This is a genomic window from Methylobacter sp. BBA5.1, from assembly GCF_000746145.1.
Lineage (GTDB): Bacteria > Pseudomonadota > Gammaproteobacteria > Methylococcales > Methylomonadaceae > Methylobacter > Methylobacter marinus.
Map to the genome: position 1 here is coordinate 119,668 of NZ_JQKS01000015.1, position 19,963 is coordinate 139,630.

Annotated in this window: 20 protein-coding genes; 12 read left to right on the plus strand and 8 right to left on the minus strand. The window is 54.6% G+C overall.

Translation table 11 applies throughout. From position 1 onward, the window contains the following. Positions 1-27: 27 nt before the first annotated feature. Positions 28-471 carry a hypothetical protein gene (locus tag EK22_RS10655; RefSeq protein ID WP_152565078.1) on the minus strand — a complete coding sequence of 148 codons (444 nt, stop codon included), beginning with the start codon at positions 469-471 and terminating at the stop codon, positions 28-30. 553 nt (positions 472-1,024) lie between these two features. Here EK22_RS10655 and EK22_RS10665 point away from each other — a divergent pair. Further along, a complete protein-coding gene (locus tag EK22_RS10665; protein ID WP_036250777.1) occupies positions 1,025-1,927 on the plus strand; it encodes a TIGR01777 family oxidoreductase in 903 nt (300 codons plus the stop codon). 18 nt (positions 1,928-1,945) lie between these two features. Here the strand turns inward: EK22_RS10665 and EK22_RS10670 are convergent, their stop codons facing one another. Continuing rightward, positions 1,946-2,386, minus strand: coding sequence for a DUF1499 domain-containing protein (locus EK22_RS10670; protein WP_156830612.1), 441 nt, complete (start codon positions 2,384-2,386; stop codon positions 1,946-1,948). Positions 2,387-2,532: 146 nt separating this feature from the next. Between EK22_RS10670 and EK22_RS10675 the strand changes: the two genes are divergently transcribed. From EK22_RS10675 to EK22_RS23175, 9 genes are all read left to right on the plus strand, one after another. Beyond that, positions 2,533-2,880 (plus strand): phenylpyruvate tautomerase MIF-related protein, encoded by a 348-nt coding sequence (locus EK22_RS10675; RefSeq protein ID WP_020161565.1) that lies wholly within the window; start codon positions 2,533-2,535, stop codon positions 2,878-2,880. An 81-nt stretch (positions 2,881-2,961) separates the two neighbouring features. Next, positions 2,962-3,966, plus strand: coding sequence for a class 1 fructose-bisphosphatase (locus EK22_RS10680; RefSeq protein WP_020161566.1), 1,005 nt, complete (start codon positions 2,962-2,964; stop codon positions 3,964-3,966). A 154-nt stretch (positions 3,967-4,120) separates the two neighbouring features. Then, the gene (locus tag EK22_RS10685; protein WP_020161567.1) at positions 4,121-4,567 is read left to right on the plus strand and encodes an excalibur calcium-binding domain-containing protein; all 447 of its coding nucleotides are present in this window, start codon (positions 4,121-4,123) and stop codon (positions 4,565-4,567) included. Between the two features lie 98 nt (positions 4,568-4,665). Beyond that, the gene (locus EK22_RS10690; RefSeq protein WP_027147568.1) at positions 4,666-5,601 is read left to right on the plus strand and encodes a YbgA family protein; all 936 of its coding nucleotides are present in this window, start codon (positions 4,666-4,668) and stop codon (positions 5,599-5,601) included. A 2-nt stretch (positions 5,602-5,603) separates the two neighbouring features. Beyond that, complete coding sequence (locus EK22_RS10695) at positions 5,604-6,446, plus strand: NAD-dependent epimerase/dehydratase family protein (protein WP_036250780.1); 843 nt, start codon at positions 5,604-5,606, stop codon at positions 6,444-6,446. Between the two features lie 291 nt (positions 6,447-6,737). After that, positions 6,738-7,457 (plus strand): FHA domain-containing protein, encoded by a 720-nt coding sequence (locus EK22_RS10700; RefSeq protein WP_161786425.1) that lies wholly within the window; start codon positions 6,738-6,740, stop codon positions 7,455-7,457. A 54-nt stretch (positions 7,458-7,511) separates the two neighbouring features. Beyond that, positions 7,512-9,101, plus strand: coding sequence for a serine/threonine-protein kinase (locus tag EK22_RS23170; protein ID WP_051961853.1), 1,590 nt, complete (start codon positions 7,512-7,514; stop codon positions 9,099-9,101). 39 nt (positions 9,102-9,140) lie between these two features. After that, positions 9,141-9,926 (plus strand): PP2C family protein-serine/threonine phosphatase, encoded by a 786-nt coding sequence (locus EK22_RS10710; protein ID WP_020161572.1) that lies wholly within the window; start codon positions 9,141-9,143, stop codon positions 9,924-9,926. An 88-nt stretch (positions 9,927-10,014) separates the two neighbouring features. After that, complete coding sequence (locus EK22_RS23175; RefSeq protein WP_235209290.1) at positions 10,015-10,425, plus strand: glutaredoxin family protein; 411 nt, start codon at positions 10,015-10,017, stop codon at positions 10,423-10,425. A gap of 83 nt (positions 10,426-10,508) precedes the next feature. On the opposite strand, the gene EK22_RS25450 is transcribed toward EK22_RS23175, so the two are convergent. The 6 genes from EK22_RS25450 to EK22_RS10740 all read right to left on the minus strand — a co-directional run bounded on the left by EK22_RS25450 (position 10,509) and on the right by EK22_RS10740 (position 17,654). After that, positions 10,509-10,634 (minus strand): hypothetical protein, encoded by a 126-nt coding sequence (locus tag EK22_RS25450; RefSeq protein WP_255360584.1) that lies wholly within the window; start codon positions 10,632-10,634, stop codon positions 10,509-10,511. A gap of 155 nt (positions 10,635-10,789) precedes the next feature. Continuing rightward, entirely contained in the window at positions 10,790-12,751 is a 1,962-nt protein-coding gene (locus tag EK22_RS10720; protein ID WP_036250784.1) for an alpha-amylase family glycosyl hydrolase, read from the minus strand. Between the two features lie 19 nt (positions 12,752-12,770). After that, positions 12,771-13,658, minus strand: coding sequence for a carbohydrate kinase family protein (locus EK22_RS10725; RefSeq protein ID WP_036250785.1), 888 nt, complete (start codon positions 13,656-13,658; stop codon positions 12,771-12,773). Beyond that, the gene (locus tag EK22_RS10730) at positions 13,651-14,499 is read right to left on the minus strand and encodes an HAD-IIB family hydrolase (RefSeq protein ID WP_036250786.1); all 849 of its coding nucleotides are present in this window, start codon (positions 14,497-14,499) and stop codon (positions 13,651-13,653) included. Before EK22_RS10730 ends, EK22_RS10725 begins: the two co-directional genes overlap by 8 nt. Further along, positions 14,492-16,636, minus strand: a complete 2,145-nt coding sequence (locus EK22_RS10735) for an HAD family hydrolase (RefSeq protein WP_036250787.1) — start codon at positions 16,634-16,636, stop codon at positions 14,492-14,494. The genes EK22_RS10730 and EK22_RS10735 overlap by 8 nt, the downstream gene beginning before the upstream one ends. A 148-nt stretch (positions 16,637-16,784) precedes the next feature. Then, entirely contained in the window at positions 16,785-17,654 is an 870-nt protein-coding gene (locus EK22_RS10740; RefSeq protein ID WP_036250788.1) for a phosphate-starvation-inducible PsiE family protein, read from the minus strand. Positions 17,655-17,963: 309 nt separating this feature from the next. Here EK22_RS10740 and EK22_RS10745 point away from each other — a divergent pair, with 309 nt between their 5' ends. Next, entirely contained in the window at positions 17,964-18,650 is a 687-nt protein-coding gene (locus EK22_RS10745; RefSeq protein WP_036250790.1) for a hypothetical protein, read from the plus strand. A gap of 9 nt (positions 18,651-18,659) precedes the next feature. Then, positions 18,660-19,963: DUF6531 domain-containing protein (locus EK22_RS10750; RefSeq protein WP_036250793.1), on the plus strand; the 1,304-nt coding region annotated here is incomplete at its 3' end.

A 19,963-nucleotide genomic window follows, 5' to 3' on the forward strand; every position in this document is an offset into this window, starting at 1 on the left:
TCGCTAATCCTAACTGAAAAGTTATACCTAGTCTTCATGTCCGGCTGCCAAGGCTTTTTCTATATTCGCCAGCACGCCGAACAAGATATGCGATAAACCGATATATAAAAAAAACAGCGGAAAATCCGGATCAATCGGTATATTGTTGATTTGTCCATAAAACTCCAATGATCCGGTAATCAAAACCAGGAAAAAGCCGGTCAGAATAATCGCTTGAAACTTTTTTCTTAAAATACCGTAGACACAAATTCCTATTTCGGAAATAGCCATATAAATCATCATGATGCGCAGATTATTAAGCAGTGGATTATAAAAATCCGGACTAAAATCGAAAATTACATCGCTGCCCGATAGTGATGAAATACTCCCCATCATTAGCACAATCACGGAAAGATAAAAATTAGCCGTCAGGAGAAATTTAACGCCTTGAAATATTTTTGATGGAATACCATTACTCATCTGCTTCGCCATTCATAGAGTAAAAAAATACCCTCCTTAAAGGAAACCAAGGAGGGTTTATCGAGGAGGATTGTTTAAGGAACGTGAATTTTATAACTCCCGCAACTGACTTGTCTTTCTGTCCCTCTTCGGCGTTGCGCAAACAGTTACATAGCTTGCTATGCGCCTGTTTGCGCGCCTTGAATATGAACAGAAATCCTGCCTCAATTGCGGGTCTTATTTCATTCCCGTTCCTAAAGTTCTTTAAAACCAAGAACATAATAAACAAGACGAACCAATCAATCGGGCGTTTGACGTGCCCTGAAAATTCGACCCTTGTTCACAATAAAAAATCCTCACTCGGCCCCAATCCTGAATAAAAAATGAGCCTCATAAAGTCGAAACTTAATAAATTACCGACCTGCCCAACTTTTTGTCAATCCATATATGAACAATAGGTGAACAATATTATTACACCGGCAGGCAGTGTATTTAAGAGATTAAACAAGCAATTTATCCGATTTTATTGACTCTATTAACAAAAGCCATACCCGTTTAAAACAGAAAAGACTATGAGGACAGGACCATGAACGTATTGATCACAGGCGGAACCGGCTTTATCGGCCGCGCATTGGCGCAACATTTGACCCGGCAGGGGCATGCCGTCACCGTTTTAAGCCGCAATCCCGACAAAGTGGCCGCGATCTGCGGCCCCGGCGTAGCGGCGCTGGGCGATCTGAAGCAGCTTAAAGCCGAAGACGCCTATCAGGTCATCATCAATCTGGCCGGCGAACCCATCTTTGACGCGCGCTGGACCGAGGCCAGAAAGAAGCTGATCAGGGACAGCCGCATCAATCTGACCGGACAGCTTATTGACGGCATTGAACGCATGGCGGTCAAGCCGGATGTGCTGATCAGCGGTTCGGCTATCGGCTATTATGGCGATCAGGGCGATACCGTGCTGACCGAACAATCGGCGCCGAACCCGGATTTCTCGCACCGGCTTTGCGCCGACTGGGAACAGGCGGCGCAAAAAGCCGAACAGTTCGGCGTCAGGGTCTGCCTGATCAGGACCGGCCTGGTTATCGCGGCAGGCGGCGGCCTGCTGAAACGCCTGTTGCTGCCGTTCCGCCTGGGATTGGGCGGCCGCCTGGGCAGCGGCCGGCAATGGATGTCCTGGATACACCGCGAGGACTGGATTGCGATAGCCCAGACCATGATCACCGACACCTCCATGCAAGGCGCCTATAACGCAACCGCCCCCCATCCGGTCAGCAATCTCGAGTTTACGCAAACCCTGGCGCGCTGCCTGAATCGCCCCGCCCTGCTGCCGGTTCCGGCCGGGCTGTTAAAAATCTTGTTGGGAGAAATGTCGGAACTGGTACTGGGCAGTCAGCGCGTCATGCCGGAACGCCTGCTGGCGCAAGGTTTCGAGTTTCAATACCCTGACCTGGCGTCGGCATTACGTCAGGCACTGGGCCGGACATAAAATTACCAGCTCGACGTCTCACTCAATAACGCCAACTTCCCGCAAGGCATGCCGCAGCTTCTCTACCCGCTTGCGGTTGACGCCCAGATCGCTGTAGCCGATGCGCGAGGCGGAACGGACATGAATCAGCCCGGCCTCGGCATCGAGCAGGACATCGATATCATCGACAAAACGGAAAACCAGGCTGGTCGCCTGCGCGTGCAGGGTATGCTCGGTTTCATCGGTAATAACCGTGCGGCTCTGGCTGGTAAGCGCCTGTTTCAATGCCGCCCAGGCATTGTCCGCTTTACCGTCGATTTTAAACGGTTCGATAAAATGCGCCTCATCCGCGGCCTGGCTTGACACGCAGTTTGGGCTGTTCGGACAAGGGGCCAATTTTTTCCCGGAGGCGCCGGCATGGCTGGCTGTAAGTAAAGTCATCGTGATAAAACCCGCATGAAAAAGTGATTTGATAGTCATCGGTTTACCTAAGTATGTATGAAACAGAGCATCGCATTTATTGGACATAAAAACCAGACGGATTGGCGAATCATATTCACTAACCGGCTTTTTAAGATAAACTTTAGTCCAGAATTTATAACGCAAACACTTTCGGAGCCAGAGCCATGCCCTTGCTGAAATTAAACACCAACAAAACCATCCCTGATCAACAAGCGCCGCAATTGCTGGATCAATTATCAAAACTGATGGCGCAACAGACCGGCAAACCGGAGCGCTATGTCATGGTGCAAATAGAAGGCGGCAAGGCCATGCTTTTCGCGGGCAGCGATCAGACACTGGCGTATGCCGAGTGTAAAAGCATCGGCCTGACGTCGGCGCAGGCCAAGGCCATCTCGTCATCGCTCTGCCAGTTATTGAACGATGCCTTACAGATCCCGGCCGACCGTGTTTACATCGAGTTCAGCAATTGTCCGGCCGAATACTGGGGCTGGAATGGCTCGACTTTCGGCTAGTCAACCGGCTGAACACATCATATTACAGTGCCGAGCTACCGGCCAAGCTGTAAACACAACGCTTAAAACGGAGATATAACCATGGCTAATCGTATCACTCTGACCCAGTTCATCATCGAACAGCAGCGCGAGTTGCCGGGCGTATCGGGCACCTTCACTTTATTGCTCAACGATATCGTAACCGCCTGCAAGAAGATATCGCATCTGGTCAACCGGGGCGACCTGATCGGCGTGCTGGGCAGCGCCGAATCCGAGAATGTGCAGGGCGAGGTCCAGAAGAAACTGGACATCATCACCAACGACATCATGATCAACGCCCTGAACTGGACCGGGCACCTGTCCGGCATGGCATCGGAAGAGGTCGACGATATCATCAAAATCCCGGGCCAGTATCCCAAAGGCAAATACCTGGCCCTGTTCGATCCGCTGGACGGCTCTTCCAACATTGACGTCAACCTGACCGTCGGCACCATTTTCTCGATACTACGCTGCCGGGAAGGCGTCGATCCGACCCTGGAGGATTTTCTGCAAAAAGGCAGCGACCAGGTTTGCGCCGGCTTCGTGCTCTACGGTCCGTCGACGATGATGGTGCTGACCACCGGGCACGGCGTCAACGGCTTCACCCTCGACCAGGACATCGGCGAATTCATCCTGACCCACCCGAACATGACCATTCCGAACGAGACCTGCGAATTTGCCATCAACATGTCGAACCAGCGTTACTGGGAAGCGCCTGTGCAGCGTTATATCGATGAATGCCTGCAAGGCGAGGAAGGCCCGCGCGGTAAAAATTTCAACATGCGTTGGGTCGCATCCCTGGTTGCCGAGGTCTACCGGATTCTGACCCGCGGCGGCGTATTCCTGTATCCATTCGATTTACGCGATCCCGCCAAACCGGCCAAATTGCGCCTGATGTACGAGGCCAATCCGGTCGGTTTTATCATCGAACAAGCCGGCGGCGCCTGCTCGACCGGACGCGAGCGCATACTCGACCTCAAACCGACGGGACTGCATCAGCGCGTGCCCGTGGTTTTAGGATCGAAAAGCGAGGTTGAGCGGATTGTGGAATACCACAAGGCGGATTGACCGGTCAGCGAGGCTCAAAATACGGCCGGCCTGTTCCAACCGGCCCCGTATTGCCCATGCAAAGCGTTTTTGAATCCAGCGCATTCACAGCCATTAATCATTTTAAAACCATGCCGAGGGCGGCTCTTGCTCATCGACTGATTACAATAAAAAAATGAAATTATTACTGACACTCCTCTTATCGATATTCACTCTGAACGTTCACGCCGCTTATAAATGCGTCGTCAACGGCAAAACGATCTATTCAACCTCGAAATGCGCCCAGGACGCAGAACAGTTTTCAATAGACAAGGACTCGGACTGGACCATGAAATTAAAGGCCAGAACCGCGCCCCGGGAAGATGCGAGCCTTAATGCCATCAGATCCCTGCCTTTGCCTGACGAAACCGCTGGCGAAACGTCATCTCAAATAGCCGCTGCGGACCGTCATGCCGATACCGGCGCATCATCGAAAAACTCCGGATTCACCTGCGACGGCCGGAACCGTTGCCCGCAAATGACTTCTTGCGAAGAAGCAACTTTCTTTTTGCAAAATTGCCCAAATCAGGAAACGGACGGCGACCATGACGGCGTCCCGTGCGAAGATCAATGGTGTCAATGACAATCGGAGACCTAAGCCGGATTGGCTAGGCCGGCCTGCCGAAATCCCTTGCCGATTTACACCGCTCCCCCGTCCAGGCTATTTGAATGATAAATGTCATGAAAAAAATTCCCATCGGTATCAGCAGTTGTTTACTCGGTCACAACGTCCGTTATGACGGCAGTCATAAACGGGATGCCTATATCACCGGCACGCTCAGCGAATATTTCGACTTCCGGCCGTTCTGCCCGGAAGTCGAGATCGGCCTCGGCACGCCGCGCCCGACGATTCACCTGGTCAGGGTCAATGGCGAGATACGCTGCATCGGTATTAAAAACCCCGAAATCGACGTGACGGAGCGATTGCGCGACCATGCCGGGCAATTGGCCGCGCAGCATGCCGATTTATGCGGCTATATTCTGAAAAAGGATTCGCCAAGCTGCGGCATGGAGCGGGTCAAGGTGTATGCCGACAATATCCCCAGACGGGACGGCGTCGGCATTTATGCCGAAACCATGATGCGCAATAATCCGCTGCTGCCGGTGGAAGAAGAAGGCCGGTTGGGCGACGCCGGCCTGCGCGAGAATTTCATCCAGCGCATCTATGTGCTGTACCGCTGGAAACTGATGCTGGCGGAAGGGTTGACGGCACGCAGCCTGACCCGTTTTCATGCCCGGCATAAGCTGATCATCATGAGCCACGGCGATTACCGCGAACTGGGCCAGTTGCTCGCCGGCGCCGCCCAGGACAATATCGAACAGGTTGCCGACCGGTATATTCTGCTGTTGATGACGACGCTCCGGAAAGTCGCCAGCCGCAGCAACCATGTCAATGTCCTCCAGCATATCCAGGGCTATCTGAAAAAAGAGCTGAGCGCCGACGACAAAGCCGAGCTTTGCGAAATCATCGAACGATACCGCCAGGGCGAACTGCCGCTGATTGTGCCGTTGACGTTGCTGAAGCACCACTTCCGTAAAACGCCCGATCCCTATATCGATGAATCCTATTACCTGTCGCCCTACCCTCAGGAATTGCGGCTGATCAATCAGCTATAGCCATGGCCAAGTTACTGATTGTCGGCTGCGGCGATTTGGGTATGCGCCTGGCTCATGTGCTGTCCGATCAAGGCCATCAGGTGACCGGCCTCAAACGCCGCCCGCCATCCCATGACCACCGAATCCGTTTTGCAGCTGCCGACATCGCGACCGGCGCCGGGCTCGATGCGCTGGATGCGGATTTCGACCAGGCGTTTTTCATCGTCACGCCGGATGGCCGCACTGAGTCGGACTATCGCGCCGTATACGAGACCGGCCTGAACCGCCTGCTGACGAGGCTGCCCCGGTGCCCCTGGTTTTTTGTCTCGTCCACCGGCGTCTACGCGCAGACCCGGGGCGAATGGGTCGATGAAGACTCGCCGGCCGAACCGAGGGCGATCACGAGCCGGCTGATCCGGGGGGCCGAACAACGGCTGATCGCATCAAGCCCCGATTCGGTCATCGTACGCTTTTCCGGCATTTACGGTCCGGGCCGCGAATCGCTGCTGAGAAAAGCCGCGCAATCCCCCGTCATTCAAAAAGAGCCGCCCTATTTCACTAACCGCATCCATCAGCAGGATTGCGTGGACGTGTTGGCTTTTCTTCTGAATCAACGACTGGCGGGCCGCAGACTGGAACCCTGTTATCTGGCCAGCGACGATGATCCCGCGCCGCTATGGGAAGTCGTCTCATGGCTGGCGGAACGCCTGCATTGCGCGCCGCCTGTCGCCGGGGCGACAGGCGGCGATGCGGTCATGAACAAACAGTGCCGTAACCGGCGCCTGAAAGAGCTGGGCTACCAGTTCCGCTATCCCGGCTATAAAGAAGGCTATGCGGAGTTGATCGATGCGCGCGGGACCGGCTGACCGGCTCTTTTCTCGAATTTGCCGTCTTCAGTAACCTGACTATTTCACCACAAAGGACACGAACGACCGCATTCGCGGGGTCGTCTTTGGTTTCATGAAATATCCGGGGCAACATCAGTAAATATGTTGGCCTGTTTGTTCACATTCGCGACCTCCTGTCACAGAAATTGCGAATGCCCGACAAGTCCCGTCTGCTTCATTTTTTACCTGAACGGGCTGTTTTTATTCCCGGTCTGGAGGCGGACAAAGGTCAAAACATCATTTTTATCCTATACTTTTAAGTTCCTATTTTTGTGCAAGACAAATTCCTCCGCCATGGGCTACCTGAATATTTATTTTAACGACGAACTCAAATCCAAACATCAAGTGAGCGCCCTCATCACTCGTATCGGCCGTCATCAGGACAATGACGTGGTCATCGATAACGCCGGCGTTTCAGGCAATCATGCCGAGATCATCAAGAACGGCGATCAATACACCATTCATGACCTCGACAGCAAAAATGGCGTTTATGTCAACGGCGAGCGAATCTCGAAGAAAGAATTGAAGTTCGGCGATGAAATCATTATTTTCAAGCACAGGCTGCGCTTCATAGGGGTGGATTTGCCGGTCGCCGTCGTAACGCCGGATTCGACAGCCAGCATCGAAAAAAGCAATCAGTCGGCTACGGTGGAAGTCGATGTTTCCAAACTGGAAACCCTGCTCAAGGAGAAGGAGGCTAATAACGCTTGCCTTGAAGTTTCAAGCGGCGCCATGGCCGGCCGGACATTCAGATTATCAAAACCCCGCTTCAGCGTCGGCAAATCTCCGGATTGCGACCTCCAGACCGGCGGCTGGTTTGCGCCTCAAATCGCCGCCAAAATCGTTCGTCAAAGCGACGGTTATTATCTGGTTCCGAAAAAACGTGGAAAAACCCGCCATAACGGCACCCCGATCAAAGGCAGGGTAAAACTCAAGCCCGGCGACTCCATCGAAATCCGCGGCATAAAGCTTCACTTCACCAATAAATGATGAGTCGCCAATCAAGGGCGTTAACTCCTTTTATGCAACAGTGAAAACCCGACATTGACTATCCAGGTTCCCGGTTACACGATCCAGACGCTGTTAGGCGAAGGCGGCATGGCTTCTGTTTTTTTAGCGACGCAGAAATCCCTTGACCGTCCCGTCGCGTTAAAAATTCTGAAAAAATTCGATACTGCCGCGCAGATCAAGCGGTTTTTCAATGAAGGCCGGATCATCGCCTCATTGAATCACCACAACATTATTACCATTCATGACCTGGGCGAGGTCAATGGCCAATGCTTTCTGGCCATGGAATATATCGATGGCGGGGATCTCAAACAGCGCATCGCTGCCGGTTTGCCGCCGGATGAAGCGATACGGCTGATCAAACTGATTGCGCATTGTCTCGATGTTGTACACCAGAAAGGCATCATCCACCGGGACATCAAGCCTGAAAACATCCTGTTCAGAAAAAACGGCACGCCGGTCCTGACGGATTTCGGCGTGGCCAAACAGCTACAGGCCGATGCCTCACTGACGATGGACGGCTCGGCTATCGGCAGCCCTTATTATCTGAGTCCGGAACATGCCGGGCAGAAGCCCCTCGATTCGAGAACGGATATTTATAGCCTCGGCATTATTTTTTACGAAATGCTGACCGGCCAGAAACCGTTTCTGGGCGACTCCCCCATTGAAATCATCATCGCGCATTTGACGACCGAGGCCCCGCCCCTGCCTAAAAACCTGGCAAAATACCAGCCGTTATTGGACTTGATGATTGCCCGGGATGCCAATGACCGGTTTGGCTCCGCCGCCGAGCTGGTCAGTTTTCTTGAACAACGCCGGAACCCCGCCTCCCCTCAAGCGCTGACCCGAAAGCTCGGCAACCTCATTGCCGCTGCTGAGAAAAAAGCCAAGGCACAGGTTGACAACCCGCTGTCCGCAACCTTATCAAGCAAACGCCTGTACAAGGCCCTATGGCCAGGCCTGACAGGCGTTGTCCTGTTATCGGCCGCGCTCTATTTTTATGCTTATCCTGATACCAGGCCGGCCTCGCCAGAGCTCGCTTTAGCCGATACCGCCCCGGATGAAAGCGCCACACCCGAGACGGCTCCCGTTTTGTTGGACGAAAGCAGGATTCAACAGCTGCTGGCGCAAGCGGAAATGCTGCTGGGCACGCCGGATTTATCCCTGCCAACGCTGAAACAGGCATACGACGTATACAATCAAGTAGTTGATCTGGACCCTGATAACACTATCGCAAACCAGGAAAAACAACGCACCGCCTCCTTGTTCGCGGCTATGCAAGGGAAAATAGAGAATTATCTCTCCGAAGCGCAAAAGGCGCTGCGCACTTTCAGGCTGACTTCACCTTCAAGACATAACGCCATGTTCTATTTTCATGAAGCCCTGCTTCTGGACCCCAACAATTCCGAAGCACAGCAGGGCCGCTTTAAAGTCGCGAATGCCTATGCGGATCTGGCTGAGTCCAATCTGAACCGTTTTGATTACAGTTCGGCCAGAACAAATATTAATAAAGGTCTGGCTATTAATCCGACGTCATCCCGATTATTAGCGCTCAGAAAAAAAACCAATGCCTTCAAGGACGCCCCCGGGCGCCTGTTCGGAAAAATCAAATCCATCTTTGATTAAAGAACGGATGACAACTTTACAATTAAGGAGACGTCACTGATGTCCTGGAAATTCGGACAAGCAATCAACATAGGTAAGCGAAGCGAGCAACAGGATCGCATAGGCCTATTCCATGCCAAAAACGGCAAAAGGCATCTGCTGGTTGTCGCTGACGGCATGGGCGGAATTGCCAATGGCGATCAGGCCGCGCAAATTGTCGTGGACACCGCTGAACAGGCATTCAAAAACAACAAAATCCGCGACCCCGAACGGTTTCTCGAGGACATCTGCAGTCACTCCCATGACCGGATTAACCAGCTTGGGACGGATGCTTCTTCAGCACCCGGCACCACCTGTGTCCTGCTATATATCGACAAGCTTCGGGCCTATTGGTCCCATGTCGGCGACTCGCGCCTGTATCATTACCGGCAAGGCCGGTTGATCCATCAGACGCTGGATCATTCAGTGCGGCAATTGATGATCGATCAGGACGCCATAAAGGAAAATAGCCTGGAAGCCAGATCTTTACAAAATCAGCTCTATAAACGCCTGGGCGGCATTAAAAAACAGGCCCCCGATATTCATGCCGACACCCTGGAACCTGGCGACATGTTTCTGCTCTGCAGCGATGGCCTCTGGCCCGCCATTGCAAAAGATCAGATCCCGGCCATTCTTCAGGCGCATCCAGTGGATCAGGACGGCCCTGAGCAACTCGTGAACATGGCTTTGCAGCATGGAGGGCGGCATTGCGACAATATCAGCGTTGCATTGGCTCAATGGGAAAAAACGCCGACCAAGCCAAGTAATTTAATCCTAAAAATACTCAGCTTTTTTAACAAGGATTAACCTGAGCGGTTATCCGTCAGCCCGTTTCCATTCATTTGACTAATAATTTATGCAAAGCAAGAGCCCTTTTTTTAAGCAACCGCTGTTATTGATTTTGATTTTTCTTGCAAACACCACTTCCGCTCAAGTTTATAAATGGACGGATGCTTCGGGAAAAACGCATTTCAGTGACGCCCCGAGCAGAAGTCACGATGTTGAGGAAGTGTCGATCACTGTCAAACGCGCCGGATCTATCACTCCATCAGCTAATGAACCCGCCGCCGATGAAACAACCGAGGACGTCATCATGTATGCCACGAGCTGGTGCCCTTACTGCAAAAAAGCGCGTAATTATTTTCGAGACAATGGCATCGCCTTTACGGAATACGATATTGAAAAAGACCAACGCGCCAAGCAGATGTATGACCGGCTTGGCGGTCACGGAGTCCCGGTTATTCTGGTCGGCAACAAGCGCATGGACGGATTCAATGTCGCGGATTTCGAACGCATGTATCACTAGCAGGAGCATGGGAACGAGGAGAGAGTAGCGCTTGCCCTGGTTCCCACGGTCCTGAGACTGTGAAAGTATTCAATTTAAAGGATTTAACCACGAAGGACACGAAGAGCACGAAGTTTTAAGCTATTGATTAACTTAATTTTTTCTTCGTGTCCTTCGTGATCTTCGTGGTGAATAAGGCTTTTTATGACGTTTTTCACTAATTCTTTCACAGCCTCTCCTCCGTGGGAACCCATACGGAGACTGAGCTGGGTACAACTCTATATTAATATGGAACACCTGCCTGCATAGACCGAGTCCCTGGCTCCCATGCCCCTCCATGGGAACCGATACCGATTCGCCTCCGCCTTATCTTATTGCCGATCCCTCAATATTCATTCAACCAGTAAAACTGGAACGGCTGCAGAATCAGCTTGTCATCCTCTATGGTCGGCCGTTTGCCTGAGTATAAATCGGTCAACTGGCCGGACGAGCCGAAGCCCGTGTGAGCCAGGGTTTGCAGATCAAGAAACTGCGGTTCGGTGCTGAAATTGCTCAGCACCAGAATGCGTTCCGACGGGCGGTGGTGGTCGAAACGAATGAAACCGAACAGGTGTTCGTTGTCCGTATCGACCAGATAGCGATTGTTGAAATCGGCAAAGGCGGCGGTTTCCTTGCGTATCGAGATCATTTTCTTTAACGCCGTGAACAGCGTGTATTCTATCGTGCCCTGCTTCTTGCGCAGCTCCGCGCGCTCCCAGTCGATTTTGGGCCGGTGTATCCAGCGGCTGTCGCCTGATTTCTCGGGGTCATTGAGATAACTGTAATCATTGAATGTCGCGATCTCATCGCCATAATACAGCAACGGAATGCCGCCGAAGGACAGGATCAGGTTATGCAGCAGCAGGATTTTATCGATCGCGGCCGCGATTTCCTGTTCATTGCCGGTCCGGGTTGCTTTTTCAAGTCCGGCCAGCGAAGCCAGTGAGCCTGAAATGCGCGCATCGCCGGTTTTGCCATTGCGCATGAACGGAGCGCCGCTGGCGAAAGAGCTTGGATAATTGCCGGTATAAAATTCGATTAAAAACCGCCGATGCGCGAAAGGCTCATAGCCGGCTGCGACAATATCCGCATCATCAAATCCCAAGCCGATATCGTCATGGCAGCGCACATAGTTCAACCAGGTTGCGCGCTCGAGCTTGTCTGGCAGACTTTTCAGGCCCTGATGCAGCAATTTGACGTTCTGGGTGGCGACCGCATCCCATAGCAGCGCCATCAATGTGGCGTTATAGGCGATCTCGCATTCCTTGGCGATGATGGCGTCTTCGCCGAAATACTTGATGATTTCCACCGGCGCGACGATGGCTTCTGCGATAAACAGCGTGCCCGGCGCCGCGACCTGACAGCAGTCCTTCATCAATTGCAGCAGCAGATGGGCTTCGCGTTCATTCTGGCAAGTGGTGCCCATTTTCTTCCACAAAAAGGCCACCGCATCAAGCCGTATGACATCGGCGCCCTGGTTGATCCAGAATAAAATGACATCAAGCATCTCGATAAAGACGGCAGGATTGCTGTAGTTCAGATCCCATTGGTAATCGTGAAAGACCGTCATGACCCATTTTTGCATGGCCTCGTTCCAGGTGAAATTGCCCGGACTGGATTCCGGAAAAACCTCCGGCATGCTCTGCTCGAACATGTCGGGAATTTCGCGGTTGTCAAAAATGTAGTAGTAATCCTGATATTTTTTGTCGCCGGCCATGGCCTTCTGCGCCCATTCGTGTTCTTCGGAAGTGTGGTTAAGGACCACGTCCAGCACCAGCAGAATGTCACGCTTGCTGAATTCGTCGGCGATCAGCTGCAGATCGGACAGCGAGCCGACCCGATCGTCGATTTCACGGAAATTGCTGACCGCATAGCCGCCGTCGCTTTTACCGACCGGACACTTCAGGATCGGCATGATATGCACGAGATTGACGCCCAGCTCCTGGAAATAAGCCGTCTTCTCGGCCAGATTATGTAAATTGCCGGCGAAGCCGGCGCTGTAAAGCGCCATGCCGACCCATTGCTGGCTTAAAAACCAGTTGTGATCCTTTTCCCGGGCAAGGTCAAGCTCCTTCAGCTTTCTTGAACGATTCATGTATTTCTTCACCAACGTCTCAACCAGGCGCGTCATCTGGTATTTAAAATCATCCCGTTGGCCGTAGAGAAGCTCGAAAAGATTATGGATGGCGTAGAAATTGGCACCCAGGCGCGTATAAAAATGCTGCAGTTCCTGTCGTCGCTCGTGAATATTCGGCTCCAGTTCACTAAGAATTTCATTCAGTAATGAATGGGAAATCTGTTCGTACATGCTTCTCTCTTTAAATGAATTAGGTTAACGCCCAGGCATCGATAAATGGCTGGTAGAAATTATTATCCTGAACCGTAGCGCCGCGCCGGCCGACCAATGCCGAAGCAAAACTCTGCGCACGTTCCATCGTCAGCCGCAAGTTCCAGCCCCGGTTAATCCCGAGCAGCAAAACCGCCGCAAAGGCATCGCCGGCACCGACCGTATCGACGACCTGTAAGGCCGGTGACGGCACCACATCGACCTGGTTTCCCGCCGCATCAATCGCCAGCGCCCCCTGCTCCCCGCAAGTCACGATCAGCCCCTCCAGGCCATGAGCCGACTGAAACGCGCGCATATAGATTTTAATATCGCCCGAAACCGCTTGCAGCGCCGCCAGCTCGTGATGATTGAGCTTGACCCAGTCGGCATCGTCAAGCAGCCGTAGCACCTCGGCCTTGTCCCACCATGGCGCGCGCAGATTGACATCCAGAAATACCTTGCCGCGATGCCTGGCTTTCAAGGCCGCCAGCGCCTGTCTGGAGACTTCGTGCCGTACCGCCAGCGTGCCGTGGTATAGCAGGCCGCCAAAGTGTTCGGTATCGAGTTCATCGGCGGCAATGAAGTCATAGGCTTGGGCCGGCAGGATCGCATAACGGGGTTCACCGTCGTCAATCATGACCTGCACCGACCCGGTAGGGTGTTTGCTGTCGCGTTGCAGGCCCGACAAATCCATGCCCCAGTCCTGCATGGCCGTTGCGATCGCATCGCCCAGCGGATCCTTGCCGACCCGGCTGATAAACCGCGGCGCCTGGGCAAAAGCCTGCAGATGCCAGGCGACGTTGAACGGTGCGCCACCCAGTACACAGCTGCCGTCGGGAAAATGGTCGAACAGCACTTCGCCGAACAGGTTAATAGGTTTGTTAGTCATCAGTTTTCATCCATTGTTCCGTATGCGGCAAATAATGCGCGACACCTTCTAAAATACCGGCGCTGTAATTGCCGTTCATGCCCATAAAACCGCCTTTTGCCAGATAAAGCGCGCTGTCTGTCGAGTGTTGCCTGGCCAGTTCCCGCGCTTGCTTGCGCACTTCATCGCTGGCGTTGGCCACCAGCACCGAGCGGATGGGGCTGGTCAACACCGGCAGGTCGTTGCCGCTGTCGCCGGCAAAAACGGTATTTTCGATGCCGAATCCCAGTTCCCGCATCAGAAATTCGATGGCATGGAATTTGGTGGCGCTGGCCGGCAACACATCCAGCAATCCGATGTTCGCGGCCTCGTCGACGCTGTAAATCAGATCGGCCCTAATGGCCTGTTGCGCCAGCAGGTCGCGCATGGCCGCCAGTAACCGGGGTAAATCGATCTCGATCGGCACATAGTAACTGAGCTTGAAGCGGTTTTGCTTGGCGCTTTCCTGCAATGTCAAGCCGGCCAAAGGCGCAAACAACCGCCGCATGTCATCGTGCTCCCGGCCGGCCCAATCGGGCGCGATGGCTTCCGCCCATTGCGGCCATTCGCGCCAGCCATCTGCGGTTATCGCATAAATGCTGGTGCCGACATCGCCGATGACGAAATCGGGCCGCGGCAGCCGGTAGTCGGCCATCGCCTGCTCGACCAGGGCCTTGTGCCGGCCCGAGACATAGGCCAGCACGACTTCCGCGCGCTCAGCCAGGACCTTGAACAGCGCTCTGGCCGAGGCCGATTCCGGCGCGCTGCCATTCGGCAGCAGGGTGCGGTCCAGATCGGTACAGATTAACAGTCGTTCAGTCATTGTTGTTGAAGAAGTCATAGTGTTCTATCGCTTCGATAATGCCCAAGGCATGAGGTTGTTGTGCAAAATAGATCCGTTCCAGTTCATCGAGCTGCGACAGTTCCTCGCGATGCCGGTTGGCCACGACCACGGCCAGCGTGTTGCCGCGCATCATGTCCTCGTCGGCGCCTGAGCCACCGGCGACCAGTATCTTGCCCAGCGGAATATTCCATTGCTGGGCGAAATAGCGCAAAGCCAGGCCCTTGGAAGCGCGCACCGGCACGATATCGAAATATTGTCCGAAAGATAGCTGGGCGTTGACGACTTGTTCCTCATGACGCAGCCGTGCATTGATCTCATCCGGGGGCGGCGCGATGTCGGAATTGTATTGGAATGAAATCTTGTAACGGCTTTGTTCGCTCTTCGGCTGCAGGATCAGCCCGGGTATTTCGCCCACAATCCTGCGAATGGCGCCCGGATTCCAGTAATGATCGATATGCCGGGCCCAGGCCGTGTCGGCGGTGATATGCGGCGTGTAATAAATCTCCGTGCCGAGACTGGTAATCAATACGTCCGGCGTCGGAATACGGTGTTTCTTCAGCACCGCCAGGGCCGAATCGAGCCGGCGCCCGGTCGCAATGCCGAAAAAGAAGTGCCGGCGCTTGTCGCGGATATAGCGGGCGAACTCCTGCAAGCCTTCCGGATTTCCGAGCAGGCTCTGGTCGATATCACTGAAGATGGCCCGATCCTGGTAACGCAGGGAAATACGCGGCCGGGAGATTTTGGGCAGCGGCATCTGCTGGCCGAGCAACGGCTTGATGGCATTCAGGTAATTCTCGGCATGGGCCTGCCAGGAATAATATTGGCGCACATTGGCCAGGCCGTTTTCGGAAAAGGTCTGCCACTGCTGCCGATCGCTGATGATCGTCATCAGCGCTTCGGCCAGCGCCTGCTTATCGAGCGGATCGATGAGCAGGCCATTATGGCAATTGCCGATAATATCGACCGGGCCGCCGTTTTCAGTCGCGACTAACGGCAGGCCGCAGGCGGCCGCTTCCAGCAGGGTCAGGCCGAACGGCTCGGTCAATGCCGGGTTGACGAATACGCCTTTTGACGAAGCCGCCAGACGGTAGATAGCCGGCACTTCTTCCTGGCTGTGATGTTTGGGGATGGCGATACGCCCATAGAGATCGTAATAATCGATCAGGAGTAAAATGTCCGTCAACACGGACTGGGCACCCTCGTCCATTTCACGGATATCATCACGGTTCCCGGCCACAATGACCAGATTGGCCAGCTGCTGCAAGGCCGGGCATTCGCCGTACGCTTCGATCAGAGTAGTGATGTTTTTGCGCACGTCGGGGCGCGAGAGCGCCAGAATCATGGGATTTTCGGGTTTGTTTAAAAAGCGCGCCAGACTATCGTTAAACGCCGTGTTTTCCTCCGAGCCGTTCGGCGGGTGGAACTGGTCCAGATCGGTGCCGGGCGGAATGACCACCATACGCTCAGGGTGGTAATAATCGTAAAGCTCGTATTGTTCGGCGATTTCGTTGTGCGTGCTGGTAATGACCAGCTCCGCATTGGCCAGAATATCTTCCTCGGCATTGATCCGGCGGGACAGATGGTAACGCTGCTCGATCATGTCGCCGTGCAACCCCATGGCCAGCAGCCTGCCGCGCTTGTCGCGCCCCAGCGAATGGCCGGTATGAATCAACGGGATACCGGTCAGGTGGGCAATGCGTATGGCCACATAGCCGGCATCGGCGTAATGGCTGTGCAGCACATCGGGCATGCGCGGCTGTTGATGCAGCCATTGCAGCAGATTGTCGGCGAAGATATCCAGATAATCCCAGAGTTCCTCTTTTCGGAAATATCCGTCCGGACCGGCGGCAATCCGGATGATATTAGCCTTGCCCTGAAGCGTCTCAGACGGTCCGCCGTAATCGGCGCTGAGATTGGGATCGATAATTTGCCGGGTTACCAGGTCGACACGCTCGACATCTTCCCGAAGCGCCAGGGCACGGGCCAGGTCGACGACATATTTGGTTTGTCCGCCCGTGTCGGCATCGCGGCCGAGTTCTAGATCATGACCTCGAATCAGGCCGTGAACACTGATCAAAAGTAGATAAAGAGGATCTGTTTTGCCTGTCATAACCATTCCGTTCAGCTAAAGGTTGATAGGTTTTTCGCATTCCTTTTTCATCTTACCTGTTTTTGGCATGGAAATTGAATTTTTTGCCGTTGCTAAAACGACCGAGCATGCCTTGATTTCGTCCGGAAGCACTGATTTTCCCTTGCCTCCGGGTCTATTCCTTTTTTTGAATCAGCCAGTAAGTGACGCCCAATGCGACGACAACCAGGGCCGACGCGCTGACATACTCGCTGGACAGGTGTTTATAATCGAAAACAATGACTTTTCGCGAAATCGCCATCAAAGCGGTTGCCACCACCAGCTTGACGGGAATCACATCGCTGCGGATATACAAGGTAATATTCAGAAAAATTTCAATGGCGATCAACACGGCCAGGAAGGCGCCGAAAGTATCCAGGATGTCATCGATGGTCATCAGCAAAAAAGGCGGCGATATCATTTTCTCGTAAATTACATAAATGACATCGACAATACCGAGCAGAATCACAAAAACCATCAATAACGCCAGAAACTTGACCCCTGAGCGAATCGTGCGGTGCAATAATTGAATGACCGGATCCTCATGATCCATGGGCAATTCTTCGTGCTTTGCCTCACTCACATGCCGGATCAGTTTGCCGCGCAAAAGATGGATTAACGGGCTGATAATGCCCTTGTTTAAAGCGATGCCCTCCGGGGTAAAATCCTTGTCGAGAATGTGGCTGAAGCCCTTGATACTGGTCAAATCGAAGTCGTCCAGCTTTTCGAACCCCATGCTCCAGTAAGGAAACTCCCGTTCATCAATGGTTCTTTTTTCCAGCAGGGTAACGTCTTTATGGCGTTTATCATTCCGGATTTTTTCAAAAACATCGTTGACAGTTTCATCCTCGCCTTCCAGGATCTGAAAAAAAGTCCTGCGTAAATAAATAAGCACTCCGGTGATATCCCGGGCACTGTTATTGGTACGACAGGTTTTCAAAAGCCCTAACAGGTCTTCGGCACTCCAGTCCTTTAACGCCGTGCTTGCATAAATCAATCTGATCATATTTACCTTCCTCATAGCGCTAGACTTTAATTATCGTACAAGATTCCTGGAGCTAGAGGGTCATATTCAAGCAGTCCCGCATTTTTCAGTTTTGACAACAGAATAGACAACCGGTAGCCGGCTGCGTCATGCTTGTTGAATCATTTGCGATAGATGCATTTAGGCAATTACCCTTTTTAAATTGCCAAATTTGAGCTAGACTAAAAAGCGCTACCGCCCCGAACCTTATGGACAACACGTGATGGACAACACCTCTCGGACCTCCCCAAACGCCCCGCTCAATAAGCCATTAGCCCCGACCGCTCCCGCATGCTGACGATCCAACCCCATCAGCTCAGCCTGCTCGACCAGCACCAGGAACAGCGATTCCGCACCACCCTGTGCCGGCATATCCAGCAGACCTATCCGGCCTATGCCCGGCTGTCGCCAATCACGCTGACGCGCCTGATCGGCTTCGGCCTGGCGCGGGCGCGCTGTTACGGCCTCACCTGGCAAGCCAGCCTGGGATCGTTCGTCTACCTGATGGCGGCCGTCGCGCCGGACTTTGACCGGCACCCGGCCATCCATGCGCTGCTGGTCAATACCGCCCTGCCGGTCGAAGGCCGTCTCGCGGCCCTGACCGAGCGGCTGCCCCCGGGCGTTTGGACGGAAGCCAGCCGCGCAGCCGGCACGATAGGCTGGTTTCTCAGCCAGGACAGCTTCGGCCTGGACCGCCCCGCCCGCATCGCCCTGGCCCTGGCCAACGCCTTGCCGGACAGCGCCGCCCTTTTGGAGGAGGAGGCGCTGCTGCCGCGCGCGCTCAAACGCGCCGAAACCCGGGGTTTTCTGAGCGAAGATGCACAATTCGTATTCGCCGCCTGCGGACTGCACTACGGCGAGCAGTTCGAACACCAAGCCCCTTGGGCCAAGGGACTGTTGACACCGGCCTTGACAGTGGAAGCCCAAACCGCCTTGCTGAGAGTGCGGCTGGCGCTGGATGCCGGCATTTGGTTATAGGAGATTGCAATGCAGGAAGAAGCGTTTGGTTATCCCACAAAATTCAGAAAACAGCTTGCCAGGAATCTCCTGGAGCGCGCCAAGGAAGGCGTCGATGGCGCCATGGATCTGGGCAAGGCCGGCTATCACCTGGCGACCGATCCGGCCTACCGGGAGCAAGCCTTTGAAACCGCCCAGGAGATCGCCCAACAGGCCGGCGATGCGATCGGCCACGCCATCGATGATCCCACCGGCACCCTCAACGAGATCAAAGACGGTGCCGCCTCCGCCTGGGATAGTTACAAAACGGCGAGAGCCCAGGCCGCCGCGGAAGGCCGCCTGGCCGAGTTTGACGCGCAAACGGCCTCGTACGTGCTGACCGGCGCCGTCCCGGCCAGCCAGATCGGCAAGCTGGGCAAGGCGGGCGAACTGTTCGCCAGAACCGGCAAGCTGGACAAGGTCGAGGATCTGGCCAGCGCCGAACAACGCGCGGCCCAGGCCGTTCAAGCCGGCGCCGCCTTGCCCCATCAGGCGCCCGTCAGCATCGTGCGCTGCCCGCTGGAGCCGCCGGACAGCCCGGCCGCGCCAAAGACGTCTGTCAAGACCGGCCGCTCCGCCGCCGGCCAACCCACCCTGAAGGCCGCCGACACCTGCACCAGCGGCTGTCCGATCAGCATGGCCACCGGCGAGGAACTGCTGGCACTGACCGACTTCACCTGGGACGGGCCGCTGAGCCTGCCCTGGACGCGCTTCTACCGCAGCGGCCAGTCTGCCGCCGACCTGCAGCTGGGCCACGGCTGGCTGACGCCGCTGGACGAGTGGCTGGACGTCTCGGACACGGCCGTCGCCTTCCACGACCGCGAAGGCCGCACCATCGAACTGCCGCTGCCCGAACCCGGCGACGACAGCCTGAACCTGCCGGAGCAGCTGCGCCTATACCGGGAAGCCGGCCATTTTCGCCTGGTCAGCGCCGGCCAGCCGGACCGCCTCTTCCAGGGCGAGCACGGCCGCTGCCGCCTGCAGCGCTGGCAGAACGCCGCCGGCCAGTCCATCGAGCCGGTCTACGACCCGCACGGCCAGGTCCAGGCCCTGAAGGCCAGCTGGGGCAAAACCCTGCACATCCAGCGCGACGGCCGGCACATCGTCGCCATCGGCCCGGCCACCTTGGGCGAGCAGGGTTGGGAATTGGCCGCCACGCCGTTCGTGCGCTACCAGTATGACGAACACGGCGATCTGGTGGCCGCGCTGAATCAACTGGACCAGGGCGAGACCTACGCCTACCGCCAGCATATGATCACCCGCCGCACGCTCGCCACCGGCTTCAACTTCCGTTT